At 33.4% G+C, this 24,776-nt stretch carries 19 protein-coding genes; 7 read left to right on the top strand and 12 right to left on the bottom strand.

The features are described from left to right. Positions 1-110: 110 nt before the first annotated feature. Complete coding sequence (locus tag HM984_RS15705; protein ID WP_179349854.1) at positions 111-1,004, bottom strand: hypothetical protein; 894 nt, start codon at positions 1,002-1,004, stop codon at positions 111-113. A gap of 111 nt (positions 1,005-1,115) precedes the next feature. Next, complete coding sequence (gene hemB, locus HM984_RS15700; RefSeq protein ID WP_179349853.1) at positions 1,116-2,108, bottom strand: porphobilinogen synthase; 993 nt, start codon at positions 2,106-2,108, stop codon at positions 1,116-1,118. A gap of 112 nt (positions 2,109-2,220) precedes the next feature. Here hemB and HM984_RS15695 point away from each other — a divergent pair, with 112 nt between their 5' ends. Then, a complete protein-coding gene (locus HM984_RS15695; RefSeq protein WP_179349852.1) occupies positions 2,221-4,857 on the top strand; it encodes a DEAD/DEAH box helicase family protein in 2,637 nt (878 codons plus the stop codon). Between the two features lie 170 nt (positions 4,858-5,027). Here the strand turns inward: HM984_RS15695 and HM984_RS15690 are convergent, their stop codons facing one another. The 7 genes from HM984_RS15690 to hemA all read right to left on the bottom strand — a co-directional run bounded on the left by HM984_RS15690 (position 5,028) and on the right by hemA (position 12,501). Beyond that, positions 5,028-5,414: a YchJ family protein gene (locus HM984_RS15690; RefSeq protein WP_179349851.1), complete on the bottom strand. Its 387-nt coding sequence runs from the start codon at positions 5,412-5,414 to the stop codon at positions 5,028-5,030. A gap of 76 nt (positions 5,415-5,490) precedes the next feature. Then, positions 5,491-6,393: an oxygen-dependent coproporphyrinogen oxidase gene (hemF, locus tag HM984_RS15685; RefSeq protein ID WP_179349855.1), complete on the bottom strand. Its 903-nt coding sequence runs from the start codon at positions 6,391-6,393 to the stop codon at positions 5,491-5,493. Between the two features lie 643 nt (positions 6,394-7,036). Then, complete coding sequence (locus HM984_RS15680; protein ID WP_179349850.1) at positions 7,037-7,600, bottom strand: GNAT family N-acetyltransferase; 564 nt, start codon at positions 7,598-7,600, stop codon at positions 7,037-7,039. Continuing rightward, the gene (locus tag HM984_RS15675; RefSeq protein WP_179349849.1) at positions 7,600-8,370 is read right to left on the bottom strand and encodes an EI24 domain-containing protein; all 771 of its coding nucleotides are present in this window, start codon (positions 8,368-8,370) and stop codon (positions 7,600-7,602) included. Before HM984_RS15675 ends, HM984_RS15680 begins: the two co-directional genes overlap by 1 nt. 73 nt (positions 8,371-8,443) lie before the next feature. Next, positions 8,444-9,472, bottom strand: a complete 1,029-nt coding sequence (hemE, locus tag HM984_RS15670; RefSeq protein WP_179349848.1) for a uroporphyrinogen decarboxylase — start codon at positions 9,470-9,472, stop codon at positions 8,444-8,446. Positions 9,473-9,680: 208 nt separating this feature from the next. Next, positions 9,681-11,261, bottom strand: coding sequence for a hydroxymethylbilane synthase (gene hemC, locus HM984_RS15665; RefSeq protein ID WP_179349847.1), 1,581 nt, complete (start codon positions 11,259-11,261; stop codon positions 9,681-9,683). Beyond that, complete coding sequence (gene hemA, locus HM984_RS15660; RefSeq protein ID WP_179349846.1) at positions 11,254-12,501, bottom strand: glutamyl-tRNA reductase; 1,248 nt, start codon at positions 12,499-12,501, stop codon at positions 11,254-11,256. The genes hemC and hemA overlap by 8 nt, the downstream gene beginning before the upstream one ends. A gap of 210 nt (positions 12,502-12,711) precedes the next feature. Between hemA and HM984_RS15655 the strand changes: the two genes are divergently transcribed. Further along, the gene (locus HM984_RS15655; RefSeq protein ID WP_115811688.1) at positions 12,712-13,611 is read left to right on the top strand and encodes an AraC family transcriptional regulator; all 900 of its coding nucleotides are present in this window, start codon (positions 12,712-12,714) and stop codon (positions 13,609-13,611) included. 4 nt (positions 13,612-13,615) lie between these two features. Here the strand turns inward: HM984_RS15655 and HM984_RS15650 are convergent, their stop codons facing one another. Further along, positions 13,616-17,134 (bottom strand): TraB/GumN family protein, encoded by a 3,519-nt coding sequence (locus tag HM984_RS15650; protein WP_179349845.1) that lies wholly within the window; start codon positions 17,132-17,134, stop codon positions 13,616-13,618. 311 nt (positions 17,135-17,445) lie between these two features. Here HM984_RS15650 and hemH point away from each other — a divergent pair, with 311 nt between their 5' ends. The 5 genes from hemH (at position 17,446) to HM984_RS15625 (ending at position 22,838) form a co-directional block, all read left to right on the top strand. Then, positions 17,446-18,483, top strand: a complete 1,038-nt coding sequence (hemH, locus tag HM984_RS15645) for a ferrochelatase (RefSeq protein ID WP_179349844.1) — start codon at positions 17,446-17,448, stop codon at positions 18,481-18,483. After that, positions 18,483-19,832 (top strand): MATE family efflux transporter, encoded by a 1,350-nt coding sequence (locus HM984_RS15640; RefSeq protein ID WP_179349843.1) that lies wholly within the window; start codon positions 18,483-18,485, stop codon positions 19,830-19,832. Before hemH ends, HM984_RS15640 begins: the two co-directional genes overlap by 1 nt. Positions 19,833-19,836: 4 nt before the next feature. Then, on the top strand, positions 19,837-20,385 hold the full coding sequence (locus HM984_RS15635) for a CopD family protein (protein WP_179349842.1): 549 nt from the start codon (positions 19,837-19,839) through the stop codon (positions 20,383-20,385). A 205-nt stretch (positions 20,386-20,590) separates the two neighbouring features. Next, on the top strand, positions 20,591-22,000 hold the full coding sequence (locus HM984_RS15630; RefSeq protein WP_179349841.1) for a sensor histidine kinase: 1,410 nt from the start codon (positions 20,591-20,593) through the stop codon (positions 21,998-22,000). Between the two features lie 55 nt (positions 22,001-22,055). Continuing rightward, positions 22,056-22,838, top strand: coding sequence for an enoyl-CoA hydratase/isomerase family protein (locus HM984_RS15625; RefSeq protein ID WP_179349840.1), 783 nt, complete (start codon positions 22,056-22,058; stop codon positions 22,836-22,838). A gap of 245 nt (positions 22,839-23,083) precedes the next feature. Here HM984_RS15625 and HM984_RS15620 read toward each other — a convergent pair whose 3' ends face one another. Together HM984_RS15620 and HM984_RS15615 are read right to left on the bottom strand one after the other, a co-directional pair. Beyond that, the gene (locus HM984_RS15620) at positions 23,084-23,641 is read right to left on the bottom strand and encodes a T9SS type A sorting domain-containing protein (protein WP_147298352.1); all 558 of its coding nucleotides are present in this window, start codon (positions 23,639-23,641) and stop codon (positions 23,084-23,086) included. A gap of 394 nt (positions 23,642-24,035) precedes the next feature. Further along, positions 24,036-24,593 (bottom strand): T9SS type A sorting domain-containing protein, encoded by a 558-nt coding sequence (locus HM984_RS15615; protein ID WP_179349839.1) that lies wholly within the window; start codon positions 24,591-24,593, stop codon positions 24,036-24,038. Positions 24,594-24,776: the final 183 nt, after the last annotated feature.

Genomic DNA, 24,776 nt, shown 5'->3' with positions numbered 1-24,776 from the left:
TTAAGATACGAAAATCAATGCTTCTTTGAAAATATAAAATATAAAAAAAGAGACTGCCTTTTTAGACAGCCTCTTTTCTAGTGAGTGGGTATTATTTGTTTTAACAACAATTAATCTACTTCTATAATTTTTTTTTGTTCAGTTAAATGCACAAATTCTCCATTTTTATATTCAAATTCACCTGTATAAGCATATACTGAATCAATCTGACAGCAATAAGAAAAATCCGTGGCATAGCCATATGAGAGTTTTTTAGAGCTGTTGTTGAAAGTTAGATATTGCGCTGTTTCAATAAAATGTTCTTGAGACAAGGAAAGTTTTCCGCTTGGATTATAAATACTGTCATTTTGAATCTCGTTGTATTTTGGGTAATTATAATCGAATCGGTGATAATTTATCGTATTCCCTTCAAGTGATATTAGAGTCGCTGATGTTGTTGTTTCGGAATAAACAGCTGCTGGTCTACCAAAGCTCTTTTCCTTTATTAGATATTTTCCATCTGGCATTAGATAAATGTTTTCAATATCTTTAAAATATAAGTCATTTATGATTTGTCCATTTGCGAATACAATTTTGGAAACCCAATAAGGATTACAGTATGCACCACAAGATTCTCCACGTCCAACAACTATTTTAAACAGGTTATCTGGCGAGGTATAAATTCTACCTACAGTGATCCCCTTATCTCCATCAGAATAATCGGACAATAATTTTTTGATTTTTAAATTTGAAAAGTCAGCATTTATGGTATCTAATGTTGAAAAGGCTGATTTTCTCCAAAAACGAAGCAAATCTAAAGAGTCTTTATAAGATGTTTTAAAGTTTGAATGAATTTCATCAATAGGATAGTCCGCAAATTTATTATTTCTACTGTTTAAAGAATCTTCATTAGAGTGAATTTTAAAAACGGATGATTCTTCAATTTTTGATTTATTTTCATCTTTGCAACTAAAACATAAAGCCAAAATTATATATGCTAATGGTATTTTCCAATTCTTGTTCATGGCTTATTTTACTTTAGCAGCTTTTACAAGTGTAGTAAGCGATACCTGTGTATTTACGTATAATATTTCTTTAGTTGATATTCAAAAGGATTCGCTTTAAACTTAATTTATTTATCCATTTATAAGCTTTACCACATCCTTAGCAAAATAACTAGCAATAATATCAGCACCAGCACGCTTAATAGCAGTCACTTGTTCCATCATCACCGCATCATGATCTAACCATCCTTTTTCGGCTGCAGCTTTTAACATCGCGTATTCACCAGAAACTTGGTAAACTGCCACAGGCACATTAAAGTTGTTTTTAATATCGCGAACAATATCCAAATAACAAAGACCTGGTTTTATCATCACAATATCAGCTCCTTCATTAATATCCATTTCCGTTTCTTTAATAGCTTCGTCTCTATTAGCAAAATCCATTTGATAGGTTTTTTTGTCCTTAGGAACATCAACTAAATCCACAGGTGCAGAATCTAAAGCGTCTCTAAAAGGACCATAAAAAGCTGAGGCATATTTAGCAGAATAACTCATAATACCCACATCAATAAGATTAGATTGGTCTAAGGCTTCTCTAATACCGATGATTCTACCATCCATCATATCACTTGGTGCCACAAAATCAGCACCAGCTTCAGCGTGAGAAATGCTCATTTCGGCTAAAGCTTCGACGGTTGCGTCGTTTATTATTTTTCCACCTTCAACAATACCATCGTGTCCGTAAGATGAATAGGGGTCTAAAGCCACATCGGTCATCACTAACATGCCAGGACAAACATCTTTTACGGTTTTAATGGCACGTTGCATTAAGCCATCAGGATTCCATGCTTCGGTACCTTTATTATCTTTTAAAATATCATCTACTTTAACAAATAGTAAAACTGATTTTAAACCTAAACTCCACAATAATTTTACTTCTTCTTTTAGTAAATCTAAACTGAAACGATAGTAGTTTGGCATCGAAGCAATTTCTTCTTTTACACCTTTGCCTTCAACAACAAAAAGAGGTACTAAAAAGTCATTTGGTGTGATGTAAGTTTCTCTAACTAAACTTCTAATAGCGTCGTTAGTTCTTAGTCTTCGATTTCTTCTAATTGGAAACATGATTTTATATTTTGCAGACCGGTTAGGTTTTTAAAACCTGACAGGTTTTTATTTATGAGTATAATGGTTACTTTTATCACTTACAAAGTTAATCAATAATACCCATTTTTAAGTGCTCAAATCCTTAGATGATTTAGAATTTATCTTTCCTTGGAGAAGTTATCAGGCTGAACTTTTAAAGCATTTTAATAGTCATATTGCAGACAATCATTTTCATGTTATTGCACCTCCAGGTTCTGGGAAAACCATCTTAGGATTAGAAATCGTTAGAAAATTAGGAAAGAAAACATTAGTTCTTGCTCCAACATTGACTATAAGAAATCAGTGGGAAGACCGCTTACAATCCTTTTTTACTGAAAATCGCGATTTTAAAGCCTATTCATTCGATATTAAATCTCCAAGCGATGTTACGTTTTCTACCTATCAATCACTTCATGCCTTTTATAAAACGTTTGAAGATAAAACCGACTATTACCAATTTTTCAAAAGCCATAATATTGAAACTTTAGTTTTAGATGAAGCCCATCATTTAAAAAATGCGTGGTGGAATTGTTTAATGGATTTAAAACGGAATTCTGAGTTTTATATCGTGGCACTTACAGCAACACCTCCATATGATAGCAGTAGAGCAGAGGTGTCTAAATATTTTACACTTTGTGGTGAGGTTGATGATGAAATTGCGGTTCCTGATTTGGTTCGTGAAGGAGATTTAAGTCCGCATCAAGATTTTGTGTATTTCTCAAAACCCGAAGATTTAGAGATTAATTTTATCGTCGATTACAGACGGAATATTGCTGATTTTAAAGATGAATTATTAAAGGATGAGGCCTTCATTAACTTTTTAATTGAACATCGTTTTTATAAAAACCCGAATTGGCATTTGGATGAACTCTATTCAAATACGGAATACTTTTCGGCCATTCTTATCTTTTTGTATTCCTGTGGCTTTGAAATTGATCATCAAAAATTAGAAGTTTTAGGGTTTGATAAACAAGAACTGATTCAGTTTCCTGAGCTCGATTTACATTGGCTTGGTATTTTATTTCAGAACCTCTTAGTTTCGGATAGAGAACAATTAATTGAGCAAGAAAAGTACGTTTCAACTTTAGAAAAACGACTAAGACGACTTCATGTTTTTGAACGAAATTCAGTCGATTTTATTGGCGAACAACGACTCTATAAATCACTCTCAAACAGTCCTAGTAAATTAAAAAGCATTGTAAGTATTGTTAATGCAGAACGCAAAAGTCTAAAAGCCGATTTAAGATGCGTTGTACTTACCGATTATATCCGAAAGGAATTTTTAAATATTAAAGTTGAAAAAATAGAAGACATCGATAAAATTGGTGTGCTTCCTATTTTTCAATATATAAGACATTTTTGTGATAAGCCTGAAGAATTGGCTGTGCTTTCGGGTAGTATTGTAATTATTCATCAATCTATTTTAACTGCTTTTGAAACGATTGCTACATTAGATAATTTTTCATTTTCACCATTGCAAATTGATGCGTCGTTTTTGTTGATTACAACTAAAGGGAAATCGAAAAATTCCATTGTAAGTATTATTACTCAACTTTTTGAATCGGGACACATTAAAGTGCTCATTGGTACAAAATCCTTGTTAGGTGAGGGTTGGGATGCACCATCTATAAACAGTTTAATTCTGGCTTCGTTTATTGGTTCGTTTGTGTCCTCTAACCAAATGCGAGGAAGAGCAATCAGGAAAGATGCAAATGCACCCAACAAAACCGGAAACATTTGGCATTTGGCTTGCGTGGATCCAACCAATTTAGATGGAGGTAAAGAAGTTGATACTTTAAAGCGCCGTTTTGAAGCTTTTGTAGGTGTTACTAACAGTACCATTTCATTTATTTCTAATGGTTTTGAACGCTTAAATATTCCTGATGAAATTAATGTAGAATCTATTGAAGCCTTGAACGATGACACTATAAATCGTGCTACAAAACGAATTCTCATCACCGAAAAATGGAATAATGCCATCGGAAAAGGCACAAAACTAACCAAAGAAGTCAAGATTTTACATTCAGGAAAACGACCTTTTAAAGCTCAAAAACAGATTTATTATTTTGATGCGCTTCGCTTTTTTGTAGTAGAACTATTATTTACCATGATGCTCTTTTATGTCGAGTTTATTTTACAAAGTTTCCATCTCATCTTACAACGCGGTGTTTTTTATTTTATATATGCGCTTTTAGCTGCCTTTGTTGGTGTATTTGGCTATAAACTTTGGAAAGCGGTAAAATTATATCTGCGTCATGGTTACCTCTATAAAAAGATTGGCAAAATGGGATTAGCAATTCTCGATACTTTGGATGAATTGGGGTATATCACTTCAGGTAGAACTAATATTAGTGTGAATTCTTATGTCTTAGGAAAAGGTGATGTGGTTTGCAATTTGGTTGGTGCTAATGCGCTAGAAAATTCCTTATTCGCCAAAGCCTTGAGCGAACTTTTGGAACCCATAGAATCACCAAGATATTTAATTATAAAAACAAATCTTTTCAGAAAACGTTTAGATGTAGAGAATTTTTATCCGGTTCCGGAATTATTTGGTGATAAAAAGGAAAATGCGGTAGTGTTTCAAAAACATTGGAAACATTATTTAGGGAAAAGCAAATTGGTATTTACACGAAGCGTTGAAGGAAGAAAGCTGCTTTTAAAAGCACGATTGTTTCATGTGTATAGTGCGTTTAAGGACGTCACCAAAGAGGTTATGGTTTGGAAGTGATGCTTTCAAAAACCTAGCAGGTCTAGTAGAGTTTTCAACCTTTATTACCGACTAACAAGGCCAAATTGTACTTGTTCAACAATCAAATGGTATAGCATAGTTTGATAATTTTAGACCTGCAAAGTTTTAGAAACCTGCTAGGTGAGGTTTGATTCATCATTTTTAATTCTTTATTTACTCAAACCCAAATAAAACCATTGTCCATTTTCTTTAACGAAAGCCGATTTTTCGTAAATGACATCCACTTTTCCATTTTCAAAAAAATAAGCATTAAAGGTTACTGTACCTTCAGTATCGTTTTCAGAACCTTTGGTTGTTTCCAAAACTTCTAATCGAATCCATTGTACTGATTTTGCCCATTTTACAATCGCTTTTTTCTCTTTTGTTGGTCGTGTTGAGCCGTGGTGCGTTGCCATTAAATAATCACCATTTGCTAAAACAAAGGCAGAATATCTAGAACGCATGAGTTGTTCGGCTGTAGTTGTTTTTCCGTTGTTTAAGTGGAAAACTTCGCAGCATTCTTGATAGGTTTTATGGTTTCCGCAGTGGCAGTTCATAGTTAACTTTGTTTTCTTGATTATTTTAGACCTGCTAGGTTTTTAAAACCTGCTAGGTCTGACGTGGTGCCAACTGTTAAACCCAATCCACAGGGTTTTGTAAAACGTTTATTAGTTTTTCTTCTTCACTTCCGGCTTCTGGTTGGTGGTCGTAAACCCATTGTACATGTGGTGGTAAACTCATCAAAATACTTTCTATGCGTCCATTGGTTTTTAATCCAAATAAAGTGCCTTTATCATGGACTAAATTGAATTCCACATAACGTCCTCTTCTAATTTCTTGCCAATCGCGTTGAGGTTTAGTGTATTCTAATGTTTTTCGTTTTTCAACGATTGGTACGTAAGCTTCAAGGAAACTATCACCAACTTCGGTTACAAAATCGTACCAATTTTGCATACTCATCTCGTCTGTGGCCTTGCAATAATCAAAAAATAAACCGCCAATACCACGACCTTCATTCCTATGAGCGTTGTAAAAGTAGTCATCGCAACGCGACTTATATTTTGGGTAAAATTCTGGGTTATGTTTGTCGCAAGCGGTTTTACAGGTTTGATGAAAGTGTTTGGCATCGTCTTCAAATAAATAGTATGGCGTTAAATCTTGTCCACCACCAAACCATTGGTCTACAATATTTCCTTCTTTATCATACATTTCGAAGTATCTCCAGTTGGCGTGAACTGTTGGCACCATTGGATTTGTAGGATGTAATACTAAACTTAAACCACAAGCAAAAAAATCGGCATCCTCTACGCCAAAGTATTTTTGCATGCTGTCTGGTAATTTTCCATGAACACCTGAAATATTTACACCGCCTTTTTCGAAAACGTTTCCATTTTCTATAACGCGTGTTCTTCCGCCACCACCTTCTGGTCGGTCCCATGTATCTTCTTTGAATTTAGCTTTGCCATCGACTTCCGCTAGTTTAGAGGTGATAGTGTCTTGTAATTGGTGTATGTAATTGAAGAATTTGTCTTTCATTGATGACCTAGCAGGTTTTTCAAACCTAGTAGGTCTAGAATTATCGTTTTCCATATTTAATTCTATAGAATTTTTTTTGGTATGTGTTATTATGAAATTTTCAGAATCATCAAAAAGTCCAATTATATATGATTTTTTTTGACTAATTAGGGCGTCATTTTCAGAAACGTACGATTTAAAAGATGAAAATTCATAAGTTTTAAAATCGTTTACAATATTATGATTTTCGGGATTTTTATGAATATATAAAATGAGTTGTTTTAAATAATCTTCATTTTTTATCTGTTTTCTTTTAAAAGGTCGTTCTAATAAAGCACCTGTTCTATAATTCTGCTTGTTGTAAGCTTTGGTATAGGCATTAAATAAATTTGAAAATGCTTGATTAACTTCTTTGGTTTCTGAAGTTACCTCAATAGCAAAATGAAAATGATTATTAAGTAGGCAATAGGCTAGAATATTAACATTTGGGCTTAAATACTTTGCTACTAACTTTAAAAAATAATTCATATTATTTTCATCTTTAAAAATCACTTCGCTATTGATTCCTCGATTATAAATATGGTAGTAATTTTCTTCTTTTAGTAATTCCATCTTATTAGAAATTTAGTCTTGTTTTTAAGAGTTGAACTAGACCTGCTAGGTTTTAAAAACCTGCAAGGTCTTTGCGTGTGTTTTGTTTATATAATTCATACAACTCCATGTCCAAAGATTGTTCACCAATTGGTGTAAACTCATTAGCCAAAGTTTTTACCCATTTAAAATCATTTTTCAAAGCCACTTTCACGCTCGGTAAATTGTCTTTATGTGCAATAATTTGAAGTGTTTCTAAACCTAAATTACTAAATGCATGTTGTGATAGTTGATGGATAGCTTTAGACATTAAACCTTGTCCTTCAAAAGTGTAACCAATGCAGTAGGCAAATTCTCCTCGTTTTATAGTCCAATCGAGTTCTTTTATGTAAATAAGTCCTGCGAGTTCTCTTGTATCGGAATGTTTTAACGTGAATAAAAACGTTTCTTTTTCTTCAAATTGCTTTACCATCTTTTCAACAAATAGTTGAGATAAGGTTGGGTTTAAATTCTGCTCTAAAGTTTTTGGGAAATAACGTTTGAGTCGATCTTCATTTGCGACACACAAATCACAAATTTTCCAGGCGTCGCCTTTGTGAATCGGATTGATTTCAAATGTATCGAATTTAGCAACCATTATACTGTGAGGCTATTTTGGTTTAGGTTTTTTTCTTGTTCTAAGAGCTTTACAGTATTCACAGAAGAGGCTGTGACACTCAATGGTAAAACCAAAATAACACCGACAACCGGAATCAATAAAAAGAGCATAAAAACAATACCGTTTCCTATGGCAACTCCTTTATGTCTTCCAACAAAATTAATGCTTTCTCTGTATTTAAAATGACGTTCTAAGGTGTAATCCATATTACCGAAACCGGCATAATAGGATTGGACTAAAAATAATAAGACAGACGAAGCGATATTACCAATTAATGGGATAAAATTTAAAAGCAAAATAGGAATTGTAACTAATAGTTCTTTGGCTAAATTCCGGATATTAATTCTTATACCTCTCCACAGCTGGTCTTTAAACGATGTGTTTCTGTGATTGTGTTGTTCTATTCCTGTTAAATGCGCTTCAATTTTTTCTGAAACGGGACTCATAAATGGCGCAGATAATGCCATTATAATGTGTTTGTACAAAATTAAGCCAATGGCAATTACGATGATACCTCCAATAAATGTTGAGATGGCAGTAAAGGTTTCTTTTCCCCAATCCCAAGGCCAAATACTGGCAATAAAACGACCGATATTATCTGATAATCCGTAAGCGGATAACCCAATTATTACAGCGGTTACAACACTAATAAGTATAGGAATGGCGAAGTATTTCCAAAGTTTTAATTTTGAAATTAAAGCGAAGGATCCCGCATAAGCTTGGATCCCTTTTAATATATTATTGATCATATTATTGTTTTTAGTTGACGACACTTAAAAGACGTTAAAAGGTGTTCTAAGTTACAATAATAGAGAATTAAACTTAGTCTGCTTTGTATTCCTTAACGGCATCGATAAATGCTTTGGCATTTTCTAAAGGAATATTTGGTAAAATACCATGACCTAAATTAACGATGTATTTATCTTTTCCAAACTCATTAATCATCTGAGTTACCATCTTCTTTATTTCAGCAGGTGGAGAAAATAAACGTGTTGGGTCAAAATTACCTTGTAGTGTAATATTTCCTCCTGTAAGGTAACGTGCATTTTTTGCAGAACAGGTCCAATCGATACCTAAAGCAGAAGCTCCAGATTTTGCCATAGAATCTAAAGCAAACCAACAGCCTTTTCCGAAGGCGATAACTGGTGCATCATCTTTTAAAGCATTAATGATTTGTTGCATATATTGCCAAGAAAATTCTTGATAATCTACCGGAGATAACATGCCTCCCCAAGAATCAAAAACTTGTACGGCATTACAACCCGCTTTCACTTTTTCCTTTAAATATGCAATCGTAGTATCTGTAATTTTCTGTAATAATTGGTGTGCAGCAATCGGATTTGTAAAACAAAACTCTTTAGCTTTATCAAAGTTTTTAGAACCTTGACCTTGCACGCAATAACAAAGAATAGTCCAAGGTGAACCAGCGAAACCGATTAACGGAATCTCGTCATTCAGTTTTTCTTTGGTGGCTTTTATAGCTTCGTAAACATAGTTTAAAGCCTCTTTTACATCTGGAACAATGACGTTATCGACATCTTTTTGAGAACGAATTGGATTTGGTAAGTAAGGCCCAAAATTAGGTTTCATCTGAACCTCAATATTCATCGCTTGAGGAATCACTAAAATATCTGAAAACAAAATAGCAGCATCCATACCATAACGACGTATTGGTTGAACCGTAATTTCACTTGCTAATTCTGGTGTTTGGCAACGTGTAAAGAAATCATATTTCGCTTTGATTTCCATAAACTCAGGTAAGTATCTACCTGCTTGGCGCATCATCCAAACTGGTGGGCGTTCTACAGTTTCTCCTTTTAATGCTCTTAAAAATAAATCGTTCTTTATCATGTTTCTGTTATTCCTGTAAAGACAGGAATCTATTTTTTAATTATTTTTTCAAAAAACACCCCTAAAGTCCCCTCAAGGGGACAATTTACAGATTTAAAATTGAGTAAACTGATAATATTATGTTCATTTTGAAAATAAGATTTTTATCATAAACCTCTAAAGTTTCATAGAACAATTGTCCCCTTGAGGGGACTTTAGGGGTGTAATACTATTTGTAAAATTCATTCACCAACTCAACAACACTCTCAACCAAAGGAACTTTAGCCACTCTCACCTCTTTAAAGTGCTTTTTAGCTTCTGTAGCCGTTGTATCACCTATACAAAATGCAATGCCTTTGGCTTCATTTTTTTGTAAAAAACTTTGAACTGTAGATGGACTATAAAACATAACTCCATCTAAATCACCTTCTACTTTCTTAGCATCAAGCTTCGTTTCATAGGCTTCAACTTCGTTGACTTTGATGTTGTTTTCGGATAAAATATCAGGTATGGTATCTAATCTCAAATTACTACAGAAATAAGTCACTTCAGCACCATCCATAAATTCAACCATGTGCTTGGCCAAATTTTTAGCGTACTGCTCGTAATGCTTAACTTTTCCGATACGTTTTTCAACCATACGTTTGGTTTTTCGACCAACACAATAAATATTTTTGAATTGTAATTCTACTGCCGAAAAATTTGTAAGTAGCGATTCTACTGCATTCTGACTTGTAATAATAACGTTCTCAATTTCGTTACGAACAACACTCTTACTAAGTCTGTTGGGATTAATTTTAATATCATCGTTACTTTCAGCGACAACATCATCATGAAACAACGCTTTCTGATCGTTAGTTAATTGTTTCGTAGAATAAATGTTAGTGATTTTGTCACCTTGCGTTAATTCGTCAATTAAAACCTTACCTCCCTTGCCAATAATATAATCAGCACAGAATTCTGCTACATTATGATGGTTTCCAAGTGGAACTACTTTAACCACTTCGATTTTTTTAGAGCCATCGGTACTTAAAAGAATCCCTTTAAAATTAAGTTCTTCTTCTTTGTTAATATAAGCAATAGCTCCGATTGGTGCTGTACAACCTCCTTCTAAACGATTCAAAAATTCGCGCTCAATAGTGGTGCAAATTTGAGTTACTTCGTCATTAATTTCTGTACAGATTGCCCTAGTTTCTTCGTCAGATTCTAAAGCTGTAATCATAATAGCTCCTTGTGCTGGCGCAGGAACCATCCAGTGTAGGTTAATTGAATTTTCGGGTGTGATATTTAAGCGACCTAAACCAGCGCCTGCAAAAATAGCAGCATCCCAATCGTCATTATTTTCAAGCTTTTCTAGTCTAGAGTTTACGTTTCCACGCAAACCAACAATAGTATGCGTTGGATAACGATTTAACCATTGTGCACGGCGTCTTAAACTTCCTGTTGCTATAATGGCGTCTTTAGCTGATAAAAACTCTTCATTGTCTTTAAAAACTAAGGTGTCATTAATATTTCCACGTTTTAAAACTGCCGCTTGAATAATTCCTTTAGGTAAAACGGTTGGTACATCTTTTAAGGAATGAACCGCAATATCAATAATGCCCTTAAGCATGGCGATATCTAAAGTTTTAGTGAAAACTCCGGTAATACCGAGTTCGTGCAACGGTTTATCGAGAACTAAATCTCCTGTTGATTTTATCGGAACAAGGACGGTTTTATGACCTAAATGTTCAAGTTGAGATTGAACGGTTTTTGCTTGCCACATAGCGAGCTGGCTGTCGCGTGTGCCAATGCGAATTATTTTAGACATTATCGGTAGTTTCTAACTGAAATATTTTTTTGATGAGCTCTATGCTTTCATCTGAAGTATTGCCATCTTCTCTTAAGTGATGTGCAAATTGATTTGTTATTTTCTGAATCAAATTACTCGTAATTAATTCTGCCTGAACCTCGTTAAAGTCAGACATCTTTTTACGTTGTGTATTGAATTCAGAATTTTTAAAATCTGTTAATTTATGCTTTATAGCCTGAATGGTAGGTACAAATTTTAAAGTATTTAACCACGCATTAAATTCGGCTGAAATTTCTATAATAATCGCTTCAGCATGTGGAATGTATGCTTTTCGCTTTTCTAAAGTATCATCTGTGATTTTTGCCAAATCATCTAAATGTACTAAAGTGATATTAGCATGTTCTCTAATGTCTTCATTAACATTTTTTGGAATCGATAAGTCTAAAACCAATAATGGTTTTTCGGTTGAAATTAAAGATTTGTAAACCGTTGGATTTTGAGCGCCTGTTGCTACAATGACAATATCAGAAGCGTTAATTTCGTCTTCTAAATTCTCGTAATCTTTTACGACAAGGTTAAATTTACCGGCTACTTCTTCAGCTTTATCTTTAGTTCTGTTAATTAATGTGATATGAGAATTCTTCGTGTGTTTAACTAAGTTTTCACAAGTGTTTCTTCCAATTTTTCCTGTTCCGAAGAGTAAAATGTTCTTTTTAGAAATCTGCTCAACGGTATTCATAATGTACTGAACAGAAGCAAATGAAACCGATGTGGCACCAGAAGATAACTGCGTTTCGTTTTTAATACGTTTACTAGCTTGAATCACAGAATTCACTAAACGTTCCGTAAATGAATTTAATAAACCGACTTTTTTCGAAATTCGTGCACCAGCTTTAAGCTGAAATATAATTTCGAAATCTCCAAGAATCTGACTATCTAAACCAGAGCCTACACGGAACATGTGGTTTATAGCGTCTTTGTTTTTGTGAACATAAGCTACATCTTGAAACTCTTCAATAGTACCTTTTGTGTTATCACATAATAATTGAATCAGTTGAAAAGGATGCTCAGCAAAACCGTAAAGTTCAGTTCGGTTACAAGTAGAAACTACTAAAAGGCTTTCGATGCCGTTTTGCTTAGCTTGCGACAATATGTTGTGTTTAGCCGTGTCACTTAAACTAAAATGACCGCGCACTTCTGCATCTGCTTTTTGATAGCTGAGACCTATGGCGTAAAAATATTTGCTTTTATTATGCATGTGTTGCGTTCGCTCGTTTACCTGACTTTGGAAAGTAACAGCGCAAATGTAATTTTGATATTCAAATAAAAACAACGCTAGAAGAACTTAAAGTATCGATTGTGGTTTTTTAGGATTGTTTTTTACTAAAACATGATAATTATCATACTTTTGTAGTAAAACCAAGGGCTTTTTAGTCTTTTGTTTAGAATGAATCTAAATAATAACGAAATGGATTTAGAAAAAACCAACTCAGAAAGTATCGCTATAAGTACTTTTGAAGAAACGCGTATTGAAGATGGCTTTTTTGTGTTAACCCATAAAAATGAAAATGACAGCCTCGAAATTCTTGAGCGTGAGATTGATAGTAGCTATATTCAGTTTCATTTTTGCACTAAAGGAAAAGCTGCTTTTAAGTTTAATCAGGGCAATTATACCTTGAATATTGATGAAGAAACGTCCTTGTTACTTTATAATCCAGAACGTGATTTGCCGATTCATTTAGAGATTCAGCCGCATTCTTGGTTGGTGTCTTTAGTGATTTCTATTAAGAAATTTCATGGTTTGTTTTCAGAGGATGCTAATTATGTTACCTTTTTAACGGACGATAATAGAGATAAAAAATATTATAAGGATGGAAAAATATCTCCATCCATGGCTGTAGTTTTAAATCAATTAATCAGTTTTAATTTAAACAATTCCATAAAACCCTTATACTTTAAAGGTAAGGCTTATGAATTATTGAGTCTGTTTTTTAACCGAAGTGAAGATGCCGATATTGAACAATGTCCGTTTTTAGTTGATGAGGTCAATGTTGCCAAATTAAAAAAAGCAAAAGACATTATGATAGCAAATATGGCTGAACCACCAAGTTTGCAAGAGTTGGCGGATGAAATTGATTTAAGTCTTAAGAAATTAAAAGAGGGTTTTAAACAGATTTATGGCGATTCGGTGTTTAGTTTTCTATTCGATTATAAAATGGAAGTCGCTCGTAAGCTTCTAGAATCTGGCGATTATAATGTAAACGAAGTTGGACTAAAAGTGGGTTACAGCACAGGAAGCCATTTTATTGCGGCTTTTAAGAAGAAATTTGGGACGACGCCTAAGAAGTATATTCAGGCATCGTCATAAATTACTAATAATCATAATACCCATCACCACCAGTAGGCGTTACCCGTTGTCTATCTTTATAAATCGCTAGGTTAAGAATTTCAGTATATTGCTCTTCGAGTTCTTTCGTTTTATCAACCATAGTACCATAACTTTCAGATACAGAATAGTAATCTACAACCAATTGCTTTGGGTCTTTTGGTTTAATAAATGAAATGTAATGTAAGGCTTCAACCTTGCCAGAATACTCGTCATCCTTATCTATTTTAAAGAAATACATTACGGCATTTTTACCTTTGTCGGTCACAAAATCGCGCTTAAAAAGAAAGGCAATAGAATCTTTTTCTTTTTCATAATTAGCGTCCGATAATAGTTTCGATTTGGCAAATTGTTGTTGATTAATACCAATAGATTTTAGTTTGCCTAATAATTTAGAAGCATCTAATTCCTCTAAAAGTAAATATTGGTTTTCTTCATCATTAACAAGCTTTTCTGTAAGTTGAGCCGGAATTGTTTCTTTGGCCTTAGCTAACAATACATAATATTTTACCAAGGCATTTATATCATCTACATTAAGTAATTTTGAAAAGAAATCTTTAGCTGTACGTTCTTCTCTATAAGGAAAAATGAGTCGTACATAGGTCGCCAAATTATGCGAATACGAATTGTAACCGTAATTATTATAGCTTCCTAAATTCCGCTTTATTTCCATTTTAGCGTCATTTATCAACTGATTTTTATATTTCTTATAGGTCTTTTGCTTTACTAATCCGCTGTCTTTTATCTTAGCTAGTAAAGTGTAAAGTGGTTGTTTGTACTCTTGTATGGTACTGTATTCTAATATTTTAGGGAATAGCGAAGCTTTCAGTTCTAGCGAGTCTTTGCGATTATAATTATAAAACATACTGCCAACACTTCCTAAGGGTAAATCGCGCTCCATTAATTCTAAAGCAATGGTATAAGATTCTTTGGTGTTAGAATCTAATAAGCCTTCTAAAATAGAGGTTTGAGTTTGTGGGTCAGAATAACTATCGTGATAGAGTTGCTTTATAAAAGGCAGATTGTTCTTTAAGTCGATTTCGATGAGTTGTTCTACGAGGTACGATTTTATCTCTAGGCGTTCTTTATCAAATTCAAAATCCTTCAGAATAGAAGCAATGTCTTTACTGTTGTGTTTCTTAAATTTAATAAGACCATAAGATTCTAAAACAATACTGTCTTTTGCTCGTAAGGCTTCAAAAAATTGTTTGGTTTTATCGGTTAACACATTTTTCCCTAAAAGGGTGTCTTTTGGTGTAAATGACTCGTAAAATTCTGTCACAAATTTTGAAGGACCGCTTATAGAATCCACCAACGTTTTTAATTCGAAAAGCACTCCTTCCTTCAAAATATTCTTAACTAATACTTGCTTTGCACTTGAAGAATCTGTGTAACTAAAAGTATTGATGTAAATATCATCATCCGTTTTAGATGACTTACGATTGGCGATATGAAATGCTTTTTCGGCTTTATAATAACGTGCTCTGTAATTTACTTTCTCTTCTAAATCTTTCCAAAGGCTATCTACATTATGAAACATTTGTAAATCGTGAAACTTAGTCCTTGAGATGGAGATTTGCTCGTTAGCATAAGTAGAATAAACCGTTTCGTTTATGGTCTGCTCATAATCTTTAGCTTTTTTACCACCATTGTAATTGTAGTTGTATGGATTTGGTAAAGGTGCTTTTCCATTTGTGTTAACCGAAAAATGTAAAGAGGTATCTATCACTTTTTCGAATCCTGAATAATCTGTTTTATTAAATTTAAACGACTTAAAAAATGCCGTTTTATCGGCTTCATTTGTGCCCACATAACCCAACAGATAGTAACTACCATCCTTAACAATGGTTTTTAGATATAATCTTTTGTTGGTGTCTGCATCTAAAATGGCGTTAGATTCATAGGTTTTGTAATCACCTGCTTTAAAACCACCTTCAGCTTCAACTAATTTGTAATTTTTATATAAGGCATGGTGAAAATACTTAGCCTCAAAACTGTCTTCTTCAATATAAGTTAAGTCGTTTAAAACGGCTTCTTCAACAAAATAATAAGCTCCATCTTTATGACCTTCCACTAGCTTTTTTCCATAGTTATCCATGTTGCTAGAAATATAATATTTAGGAAAATCTACTTGAAACTTACGCTTAGGAGAGGTGAACAGTTGTGTGTCGTCTGAAGGAGTTTTCAATACTATTGAATTGAAAATCTTATCTTCATGTTTGAGTACAAAATCACTGCGACCCGCAAATTTTATAATTATAATTTCTAACGGTGTTTCATAAATATGGTACTTCTGAAACTCACCTTTTTTAGTTTTATTAACGATACTTATGCCGGGATAAGGTTGCGTTAATTCGTCCTTCTTAATAATATCTCCAGGAATGTCTTCATACAGCAAATGGTCAATTTCCTTAAGGCTAATGTTTTCTTTTTCGTTTGGTAAATACGTAAAACGACTAATTCTGTTAATGGTTAAATAGGCACCATTAGTCATGTCTGGATCTAAATAATATTTCTGTCCACCATAAGAAAACTCTCTAAGCTCATCGTAGGTATTGATGCTTAAAAATCCATCCGGACTACTATGCATTTTTAGTTCTGGTGTTACAAAAAGACTATCGAGTTTTGTTTTTTCTGTTTTACTATAATCTGTCTGATCTGACGTTAGTGCTTTTACGGTATAACCGCGTTGACGTAACATGTTAATCATGCCGTGTTCTCCTGGTAAATGTGCGGCACCAACTCCTGCAAATACAGATTTGGTAGGCATTAATTTTTCTAAAGATATCACCATATTCTCGTTTCGAATATAGAGCATGTTTTCGCGGAAGAATTCGGTGTTAACACCAGCTCCAATAGAATCGAGTAAGTCTAAGTTTCTATCGCGATATAAGTTTTCTTGAATTAAATACGCGTTCTCTTTAGCATACAATTTTTGTAACCAAGGGTCTAATTCTTTTTTATTAGCATTATAAGCTGCTTTTGTCGTTAAGTATCTAGATTCTTCTAAATCTTCTAGGGCATATATTTTTTTATTGTTTTTCTTTCCCGCCTGAAAAATAAACATGTCCAAATACGTTTCTTCTTCAAAATTATCAGAAGAACTATTTTTTCTATATAAATAGGCGTTCACTGCATTATTATCCATACGCACTGAGCCTCTAATGGCCATTTCTTCCGGATGCGTTAGCTTAAAAAGGTTGGTGTAAAAATTATCATTATAATTAGTGTAGGCTGCCATTTGCCCAAGCATCATTTCGTAATTAAAACCTGGCCACGTGGTTGGGTCAGATTCTAGTGCAATACAATCACTTTGATCTAAAGCTTTATAAAACACATCGTCTAACCTAAACGCTACTTTTTTACTAACGTGCATGGTGCCATAGAGGTAGGACGGTTTTTCTAATCCGTTTCCTGTAATTTTCCAAAGTAAACTCTGATATTGTTGTTGTGAAAAGGCAACTATTGTAAATAAAAAGAGAAGTAGTGATAGGATTTTTTTCATGTGTTTGTGTTTGTTGACCTTCTAATTGTCACATGCAGTTCGCTATTAATTATATTTTAAATAATTAAATTTTGAACATACTCGGTTCATAATAAAATGTTATCAAGGCTTGTAAAGATATTTAAATCCTTTAAACAGACTTATAGTTTAACTTAAACTCGATTAAAAACAAGTCATAAAACTATTTGTTTTGGTATCTATAACCTAAAAGTAGATAAAATATTTTAAGATGGTAGAATAAATAAAACCAATACAAACCATTATTAAGTTTTAGGATTAGTATCGTACTTTTGTAGTTGAAAATGTAAAGCATGTCAAAAGGAATTTTATTAGTTAATTTGGGCTCTCCAGACAGTCCAAGTCCTAAAGATGTTAAGAAGTATCTTGGCGAGTTTTTAATGGACGAACGCGTTATTGATGTGCCATTAGTGGCACGTACTATTTTGGTAAAAGGTATTATTTTAAATACCAGACCTAAAGCATCGGCTGCAGCCTATCAAAAAATTTGGTGGGAGGAAGGCTCTCCGTTAATTGTACTTTCAGAGCGACTTCAAGAAAAAGTACAGCAAAAAGTAGAGTATCCTGTGGCTTTGGCCATGCGTTATGGCAGCATGACGATTAAAAAAGGATTGCAAGAATTAGTTGATAAAGGCTGTACTGAAATAAAAACCATTCCACTATATCCGCAATTTGCGATGGCAACAACGGAAACGATTGATGTAAAAGTAGATGAGTTGGTTGCTAAACATTTTCCTGATATAAAAATTACACGAACTCCAGCATTTTACAATCGTGAAGATTATATCAATGTACTTTCTAAAAGCATTGGTGAAACCTTGAATGATTTGGATTATGAGCATGTTCTTTTTAGTTATCACGGGGTTCCTGAACGACATATTCGTAAAAGTGATATTACCAATGGTAACTGCCAAATGAACGGCAAATGCTGTTTTAAAATGGGGAGTAAACAACATGAGTTTTGTTACCGTCACCAATGCGAAATTACCACCGTAAATGTGGCTAAAAAGCTAGGTTTAAAAAATGGTACATATTCTACGACGTTTCAATCGAGACTTGGGTTTGATCCATGGTTAAAACCTTATACAGACCGTACAATTGAAAGAATGGGTAAGGCTGGCACCAAGAAAATGGCTATTGTAACACCTGCTTTTGTAAGCGATTGTTTAGAAACCTTGGAAGAAATTGCGATGGAAGGTGAAGAAATCTTCCACGAAATGGGTGGAAAAGAATTTACAGTGATCCCTTGCCTCAACGACCGCGACGATTTTGCTGAAGTACTTAGCACTATGGTAGAGGAGTGGGCAACTGCTGAAACGAAAGCCGTATAATGGCAAATGTATCGTCTCAAGATCTAGGTAATGAGCCTATAGGCAAATTATTAATTAGGCAAGCCGTACCAGCATCTATAGGTATTTTGGTGATGTCGCTTAACATCTTGGTCGATACTATTTTTGTTGGAAATTGGATTGGCTCTACAGCCATTGCCGCCATTAACGTAGTACTACCAGTGTCGTTTTTTATTGCAGCATTGGGTATGGCTATTGGTATTGGAGGGTCTTCAATGATTTCTAGAGCTTTAGGTGCTAATAATACTATTAAAGCGCTTAAAACTTTTGGGAATCAGCTCACACTCACCCTATTGTTTACGGTGACGTTTGCTGTGTTTGGACTTTATTTTGTGGACACCTTAATTCCTGCTTTTGGTGGAAAAGGTAATATTTTTGAACCAGCAAAAGTATATTACGAAATCATTCTCTACGGTGTACCCATCTTAGGATTTGTAATGATGGGGAATACTGTCATTAGAGCAGAAGGGAAACCTAAATTTGCGATGTATGCCATGCTTATTCCTTCCGTCGGCAACTTAGTTTTAGACTATATATTTATTAATGTTTTAGATTACGGAATGGCAGGAGCCGCATGGGCTACAACAGGGTCTTATGTCGTGGCGTTTCTGTTTATATTTTGGTATTTTTTATCCGATAATTCTGAGTTGAAAATCAACTTTTCACATTTTAAATTACAGAAGTCTATTGTATCTGAAATTGCATCGTTAGGTTTTGTAACCTTAGCGAGGCAAGCTGTTGTAAGTGTTACGTTCTTGTTGGTAAATAATGCACTCTTTAACTTCGGAGGAGAAACATCGGTTACGGCTTATGCTATAGTTGGTAGGATGATGATGTTTGTATTGTTTCCGGTTTTTGGAATTACGCAAGGCTTTATTCCTATTGCAGGTTTTAATTATGGTGCAGAAAAATATGAACGTGTTAAGGAGTCTATTTATACCGCCATAAAATATGCTACTATTTTAGGAACCGTAGTATTTATTGGTTTAATGTTCTTTCCCGAAACTATTACTAAATGGTTTACATCAGATCCTGATGTTATTAGAATTACCCCTAATAATATGAGATGGGCTTTTGCTGCGGTGCCAATACTAGCGTTGCAACTTATTGGTGCGGCCTATTTTCAGGCAGTTGGTAAGGCATTGCCGGCATTATTACTAACCCTAACGAGACAAGCTATTTTCTTTATTCCATTAATGTATATCTTACCTGTATATTTTGGTGAATTAGGGATTTGGATTGCGTTTCCGATTTCTGATGTGTTATCAACCCTTGTCACTGGTTATTTTTTGAAAAGAGAGATTAATAAAACATTAGTAGATAAAATTTAATCGCATGGAATATTATAATTACATAAAATCATTACATCTCATTTTTGTGATTACTTGGTTTGCAGGCTTGTTCTACATTCCAAGATTATTTGTGTATCAGATTGAAGCCTTTCATAAACCATCACCAGAAAAAGAAATTTTAGGAAAACAATTAAAATTAATGGCCAAACGTCTTTGGTTCATTATCACTTGGCCTTCTGCTGTTTTAGCGACACTATTTGCGGTTTGGCTACTGATTTTAATGCCAAGTTGGTTGCAACAAAGTTGGATGCATGTAAAATTGCTATTTGTGTTTCTATTATTTATCTATCATTTTAAAACTCATTTGTATTTTAAACAACTTCAAAATGATGAGGTTAAAGTCACCTCTAATTTTATGCGAATTTGGAACGAAGGCGCCACCTTTATTCTATTTGCTGTTGTTTTTCTAGTCATTCTGAAAAGTTCTATAAACTGGATTTTTGGAGTGCTCGGTATTGTAGTTTTAGGGGTTTTATTAATGTTAGGTTTTAAGCTGTATAAAAATATACGTTCTAAAAATCCAGAAGCATAGAATCGAATTCCAAAATCTAAAATCCAAATCTCAAATGGTACGCATTGGAATTTGAGTTTTTTAAAATTGGAATTTACACATAGTGTCTTTGGATTGATTATTGCTATATTTAAAACTTATATTTCAGAATTAAAACCCGTCCATTTTCTTGGGCATTTCAATAATGATACAACGTCTATCCTTACGAGCTCGAATAAATGTAGCCATGATACTTTTAGTACTTGTAGCCTCAGTTTTGATCGCTGCAGTAACTATTTATCAATATAGTGAAGAGGCGAAGGAGTACCATAGCGAACGTTTAGAGCGTAAAGAAAAAGCGATTAAGCAAAGTATTAATTTCGTTATCGGTGAAACCACATATCCTGTTACAACAGATAATATTCCGTTAATTTTTAAAGATGAAATTTTCGAAATTGATGCCATTCATAATTTACAAATTAACCTTTATGATTTGGATGGACAATTATTAAAAAGTTCAAAAAGAATCATTCAAAGAGATCCTTCCGATCTTTGCTTAGATGCTGAAATATTAAACACCTTATCTAATACTTTAGAACACCGTTACGTGGTGAAGAATAAGGTTGCCGGACAAACATTTCAATCATCGTATACTTACATTATGGACGAAAAGTTTAAGACTTTAGCCATTTTAAATTTACCCTATTTAGAAAATGATGATTTTTTTAATAAAGAGCTAAAGGAATTTTTAAAACGTTTAGCTTATGCCTATTTAGTATTGATTTTAGTCGCAATTGTCTTTGCTTATTTTATATCTAAATTCATAACCAAATCACTTCGGACTATTAGTGATAAGATGAATGAAACACGTTTAGAAAAGCGAAATACAAAGATTCAGGTAGATTCATCAAGTAATGAAATTTCAACGCTTATTAATTCTTATAATAGCATGATTGATGAGCTTGAAGCGAGTGCTGTGGTTTTAGCAACTAATGAGCGTGAGCAAGCTTGGCGCGAAATGGCAAAACAAGTGGCCCACGAGATTAAAAATCCATTAACACCAATGCGATTAACGGTTCAGAGTTTTCAACGTAAGTTTAATCCAGAGGATGAAAACATTCATAAAAAAGTAGATGAATACAGCAATACGTTAATTCAGCAAATCGATACCATGAGTTCTATTGCCTCGGCATTTTCAAATTTTGCTAAGATGCCAGCTCAAAAAAGTGAAATGCTCAACGTGGTGCATATTGTAAAAATGGCACTCGATATTTTTAACGAAGAGTACATTGAATTCTATTCTGAAACTGAAGAAATTATTGCTAAATTTGATAGAACACAGTTAATAAGGGTGGTTACCAATTTAGTTAAAAATGGTATTCAAGCAATTCCTAATGACGCTAAAAATCCTAAAATTGTAGTACGTGTTTTTAGGGAAGGAGACAATGTAAACATTACGATTGAGGACAATGGTACCGGAATAGATGAAGAAACTAAAGATAAAATATTCGAGCCAAAATTTACGACCAAAACGAGTGGAATGGGCTTAGGTTTAGCTATGGTAAGAAACATTGTAGAAACTTATAATGGAAGTATTACCTTTACTACGCAATTAGGAAAAGGAACCATTTTCACTGTAAATTTTCCTAAAAATTAATTTAATGATAATGTCACACTGAGCAGAGTCTGAGTGGCTTTTAAAACATATTTCAATGAACTACGAAAACATACTTTCAGATTATTCCAACGGAATTACAACAATTACCATCAACAGACCAAAGAAGTTGAATGCCTTGAATAAAGATACTATTCAAGAATTACATGATGCTTTTGATGCTGCAGATACAGATGAAAACACTAAAGTTATCATCCTTACCGGAAGCGGTGAAAAAGCCTTTGTGGCCGGAGCTGATATTAGCGAATTTGCAGATTTTAGTGTTAAAGAAGGAGGAAAACTAGCCGCACAAGGACAAGCTTTATTATTCGATTTTGTGGAAAGTTTAAGTACACCAGTAATTGCAGCCGTAAATGGTTTTGCACTTGGTGGAGGCTTAGAATTAGCGATGGCTTGTCATTTTAGAGTGGCAAGTAGCAACGCAAAAATGGGATTGCCAGAAACGTCTCTAGGAGTGATTCCGGGGTATGGAGGGACACAACGTTTACCGCAATTAGTTGGTAAGGGTAGAGCTATGGAAATGGTAATGACAGCCGGTATGATTGATGCTAACCAAGCATTAAATTATGGTTTAGTAAACCACGTTGTTGAGCTAGAAGAATTACTACCATTAGCAGAGAAGATTGCAAGTAAAATAATGCGAAATTCTTCTGTTGCCATCAGTAAAGCCATTAAAGCGATTAACGCGAATTACAAAGACGGCAAAGATGGTTTCAAAGTAGAAATTAAACAATTTGGAAAATGCTTTGGAACAGAGGATTTTGTTGAAGGAACTACAGCGTTTTTGGAGAAGCGTAAGGCAGATTTTCCTGGGAAATAGATGAATATTATCTATTTTTTGAATAGGTTTAATATAAATGATACTTAATTAAAGGTTATAGATTTTATCAAAAATTTATAGCCTTTTTTTTATTTAAAAGACCACAATCTTATTGCGTTGAGATTTAATATGTAGCTTCATAAGCCCTTGTAAAAGACAGGCCGAATGAAACTGTTTTAAACAAAAAAAAAGTGGGCTCTCTACAACCCACTTTTAACTAAATAAACTAATAAATAAACAATAATCTAAATTTTGAAGTTTTCAACAAACACACGACCATTTGCTCTGATTATAGCAGTGTATTCGCCTTTTAGGTTTTGGTCTAATTTGTAAATACGGTTTAATACGTCACTACCTTTTATAGTTTCAGAAAGGATAATGTCATTTTTAAAATATAGCTCTACATCCATTTCGTTACTATCCATAGCTAATTTTGAAATGATAAGTTGAGAATCATTAAGTCTAAAGACAGGCTTAAAAATCTTTTTACTTGTCGTTTCTAAAAACGTAACTTTATTCGCTTTTACTTTTATAGAATTTATATCTATTTCGAAATCTTTATTCACTTCAACAGTGTAAACACCATCTTGTAATTGTGAAAAATCATAAAGATTCTTTATGTTTCCGTTGTAATTAATACTACCACTATAAAGTACTACTCCTGCTGCATCTGATACAGAAATATGATCTCCCTTACTAACCAACTTAGAAGAAAGTATTATATCTGTTTTTGCGTTTGCATAGCTAGTTAGTGATCCTAATGTTATAGCTAATACTAAAATTTTTGTAAATACTGTTTTCATAATTTTTAATTTTAATCGTTTAAAAGCTGGACTTATAATTTGGGTCATAGCAATTTTTTCAGACTCCAGCTTTAAACGATTCAACACTGCAAATTTAGGGCAGTTATAGATGTGGTGAAACAACCATTTTGGCATATTTGTGTACTAAATTAACCTTAGTGGTTTGGCTCATTACTTTATGGGTTAAAATAACACATATTGATGGTAATCTTCTATAGCTTTATTGAGCGTGTTATACTTAAGTCTTTGATTACTGGTGTTTATTAGTCTCTAATACTAAAGCGACTGTAGATTAAAACGAATACTATATTATATAGGTGAGGGTAATAGTTTAAATCAAAAAAAAGTGGACCAATTAAGGGCCACTTTTAAAATAAATCTATTTAATTATAATCTAGATTTTAAAGTTTTTAACGAACACCCTGTCGTTAGATCTAACAATGGCAGTGTATTCTCCTCTAATACTATGATCTAGTTTGTAAGCTCTGTTTAAGACATCACTTCCTTTTACCGTTTCAGAGTATATTAATTCGTTACTAAAGTAAAGTTCTATTTTCATTTCTGAAGCATCTAAAGCTAATTTTGAAATCAATACTTTATCTTTTTCAACTCTAAATACAGGCTTAAAAATCTTTTCGCTTTTATGACTTATAAAGTTTACAGTGTTGTTTTTAACTTCTACAGTATTAATATCAATTTCAAAGTCTTTATTCACTTCAATAATATATATGCCATTCTCTAATTGCGAAAAATCATAAAGACGACTGATATTACCATCGTAATTAATAAGACCACTAAAGACTACTTTTCCTAAAGCATTAGTGACAGAAATTGTACTTCCTTTTTTTACATTATTAAAAGTCGGTAAAACTTCTAATGTGGCGTTGGCGTAGCTTGTATATGTTCCTAACATTACAGCTAATACTAAAATATTTTTAAATAATGTTTTCATGTGTTTTAATTTATTGATTTTTAATTGTCACATGCAGTTCGCTATTAATCATTTCTTTAATTGATATAGTTTTCAGCATGCTCGTTTCGTAATGTTTCATTTTTTTTGGTTACAACTGAAACTTAAAAATTCACGTTTTTTTAATAATCAGTTCAAATGATTTAACACTACAAATGTATAAGG

The organism is Winogradskyella pacifica, assembly GCF_013403915.1.
Classification (GTDB): Bacteria; Bacteroidota; Bacteroidia; order Flavobacteriales; family Flavobacteriaceae; genus Winogradskyella; species Winogradskyella pacifica.
The sequence above is the reverse complement of the archived record's forward strand: the minus strand, read 5'-3'. Positions and strand labels throughout refer to the sequence as shown.

Coding starts and splice junctions, on each gene's coding strand:
- HM984_RS15705 (WP_179349854.1), bottom strand. CDS start 1,004: ATGAACAAGAATTGGAAAATACCATTAGCATATATAATTTTGGCTTTA.
- hemB (WP_179349853.1), bottom strand. CDS start 2,108: ATGTTTCCAATTAGAAGAAATCGAAGACTAAGAACTAACGACGCTATT.
- HM984_RS15690 (WP_179349851.1), bottom strand. CDS start 5,414: ATGAACTGCCACTGCGGAAACCATAAAACCTATCAAGAATGCTGCGAA.
- hemF (WP_179349855.1), bottom strand. CDS start 6,393: ATGAAAGACAAATTCTTCAATTACATACACCAATTACAAGACACTATC.
- HM984_RS15680 (WP_179349850.1), bottom strand. CDS start 7,600: ATGGTTGCTAAATTCGATACATTTGAAATCAATCCGATTCACAAAGGC.
- HM984_RS15675 (WP_179349849.1), bottom strand. CDS start 8,370: ATGATCAATAATATATTAAAAGGGATCCAAGCTTATGCGGGATCCTTC.
- hemE (WP_179349848.1), bottom strand. CDS start 9,472: ATGATAAAGAACGATTTATTTTTAAGAGCATTAAAAGGAGAAACTGTA.
- hemC (WP_179349847.1), bottom strand. CDS start 11,261: ATGTCTAAAATAATTCGCATTGGCACACGCGACAGCCAGCTCGCTATG.
- hemA (WP_179349846.1), bottom strand. CDS start 12,501: ATGCATAATAAAAGCAAATATTTTTACGCCATAGGTCTCAGCTATCAA.
- HM984_RS15655 (WP_115811688.1), top strand. CDS start 12,712: ATGGATTTAGAAAAAACCAACTCAGAAAGTATCGCTATAAGTACTTTT.
- HM984_RS15650 (WP_179349845.1), bottom strand. CDS start 17,134: ATGAAAAAAATCCTATCACTACTTCTCTTTTTATTTACAATAGTTGCC.
- hemH (WP_179349844.1), top strand. CDS start 17,446: ATGTCAAAAGGAATTTTATTAGTTAATTTGGGCTCTCCAGACAGTCCA.
- HM984_RS15640 (WP_179349843.1), top strand. CDS start 18,483: ATGGCAAATGTATCGTCTCAAGATCTAGGTAATGAGCCTATAGGCAAA.
- HM984_RS15635 (WP_179349842.1), top strand. CDS start 19,837: ATGGAATATTATAATTACATAAAATCATTACATCTCATTTTTGTGATT.
- HM984_RS15630 (WP_179349841.1), top strand. CDS start 20,591: ATGATACTTTTAGTACTTGTAGCCTCAGTTTTGATCGCTGCAGTAACT.
- HM984_RS15625 (WP_179349840.1), top strand. CDS start 22,056: ATGAACTACGAAAACATACTTTCAGATTATTCCAACGGAATTACAACA.
- HM984_RS15620 (WP_147298352.1), bottom strand. CDS start 23,641: ATGAAAACAGTATTTACAAAAATTTTAGTATTAGCTATAACATTAGGA.
- HM984_RS15615 (WP_179349839.1), bottom strand. CDS start 24,593: ATGAAAACATTATTTAAAAATATTTTAGTATTAGCTGTAATGTTAGGA.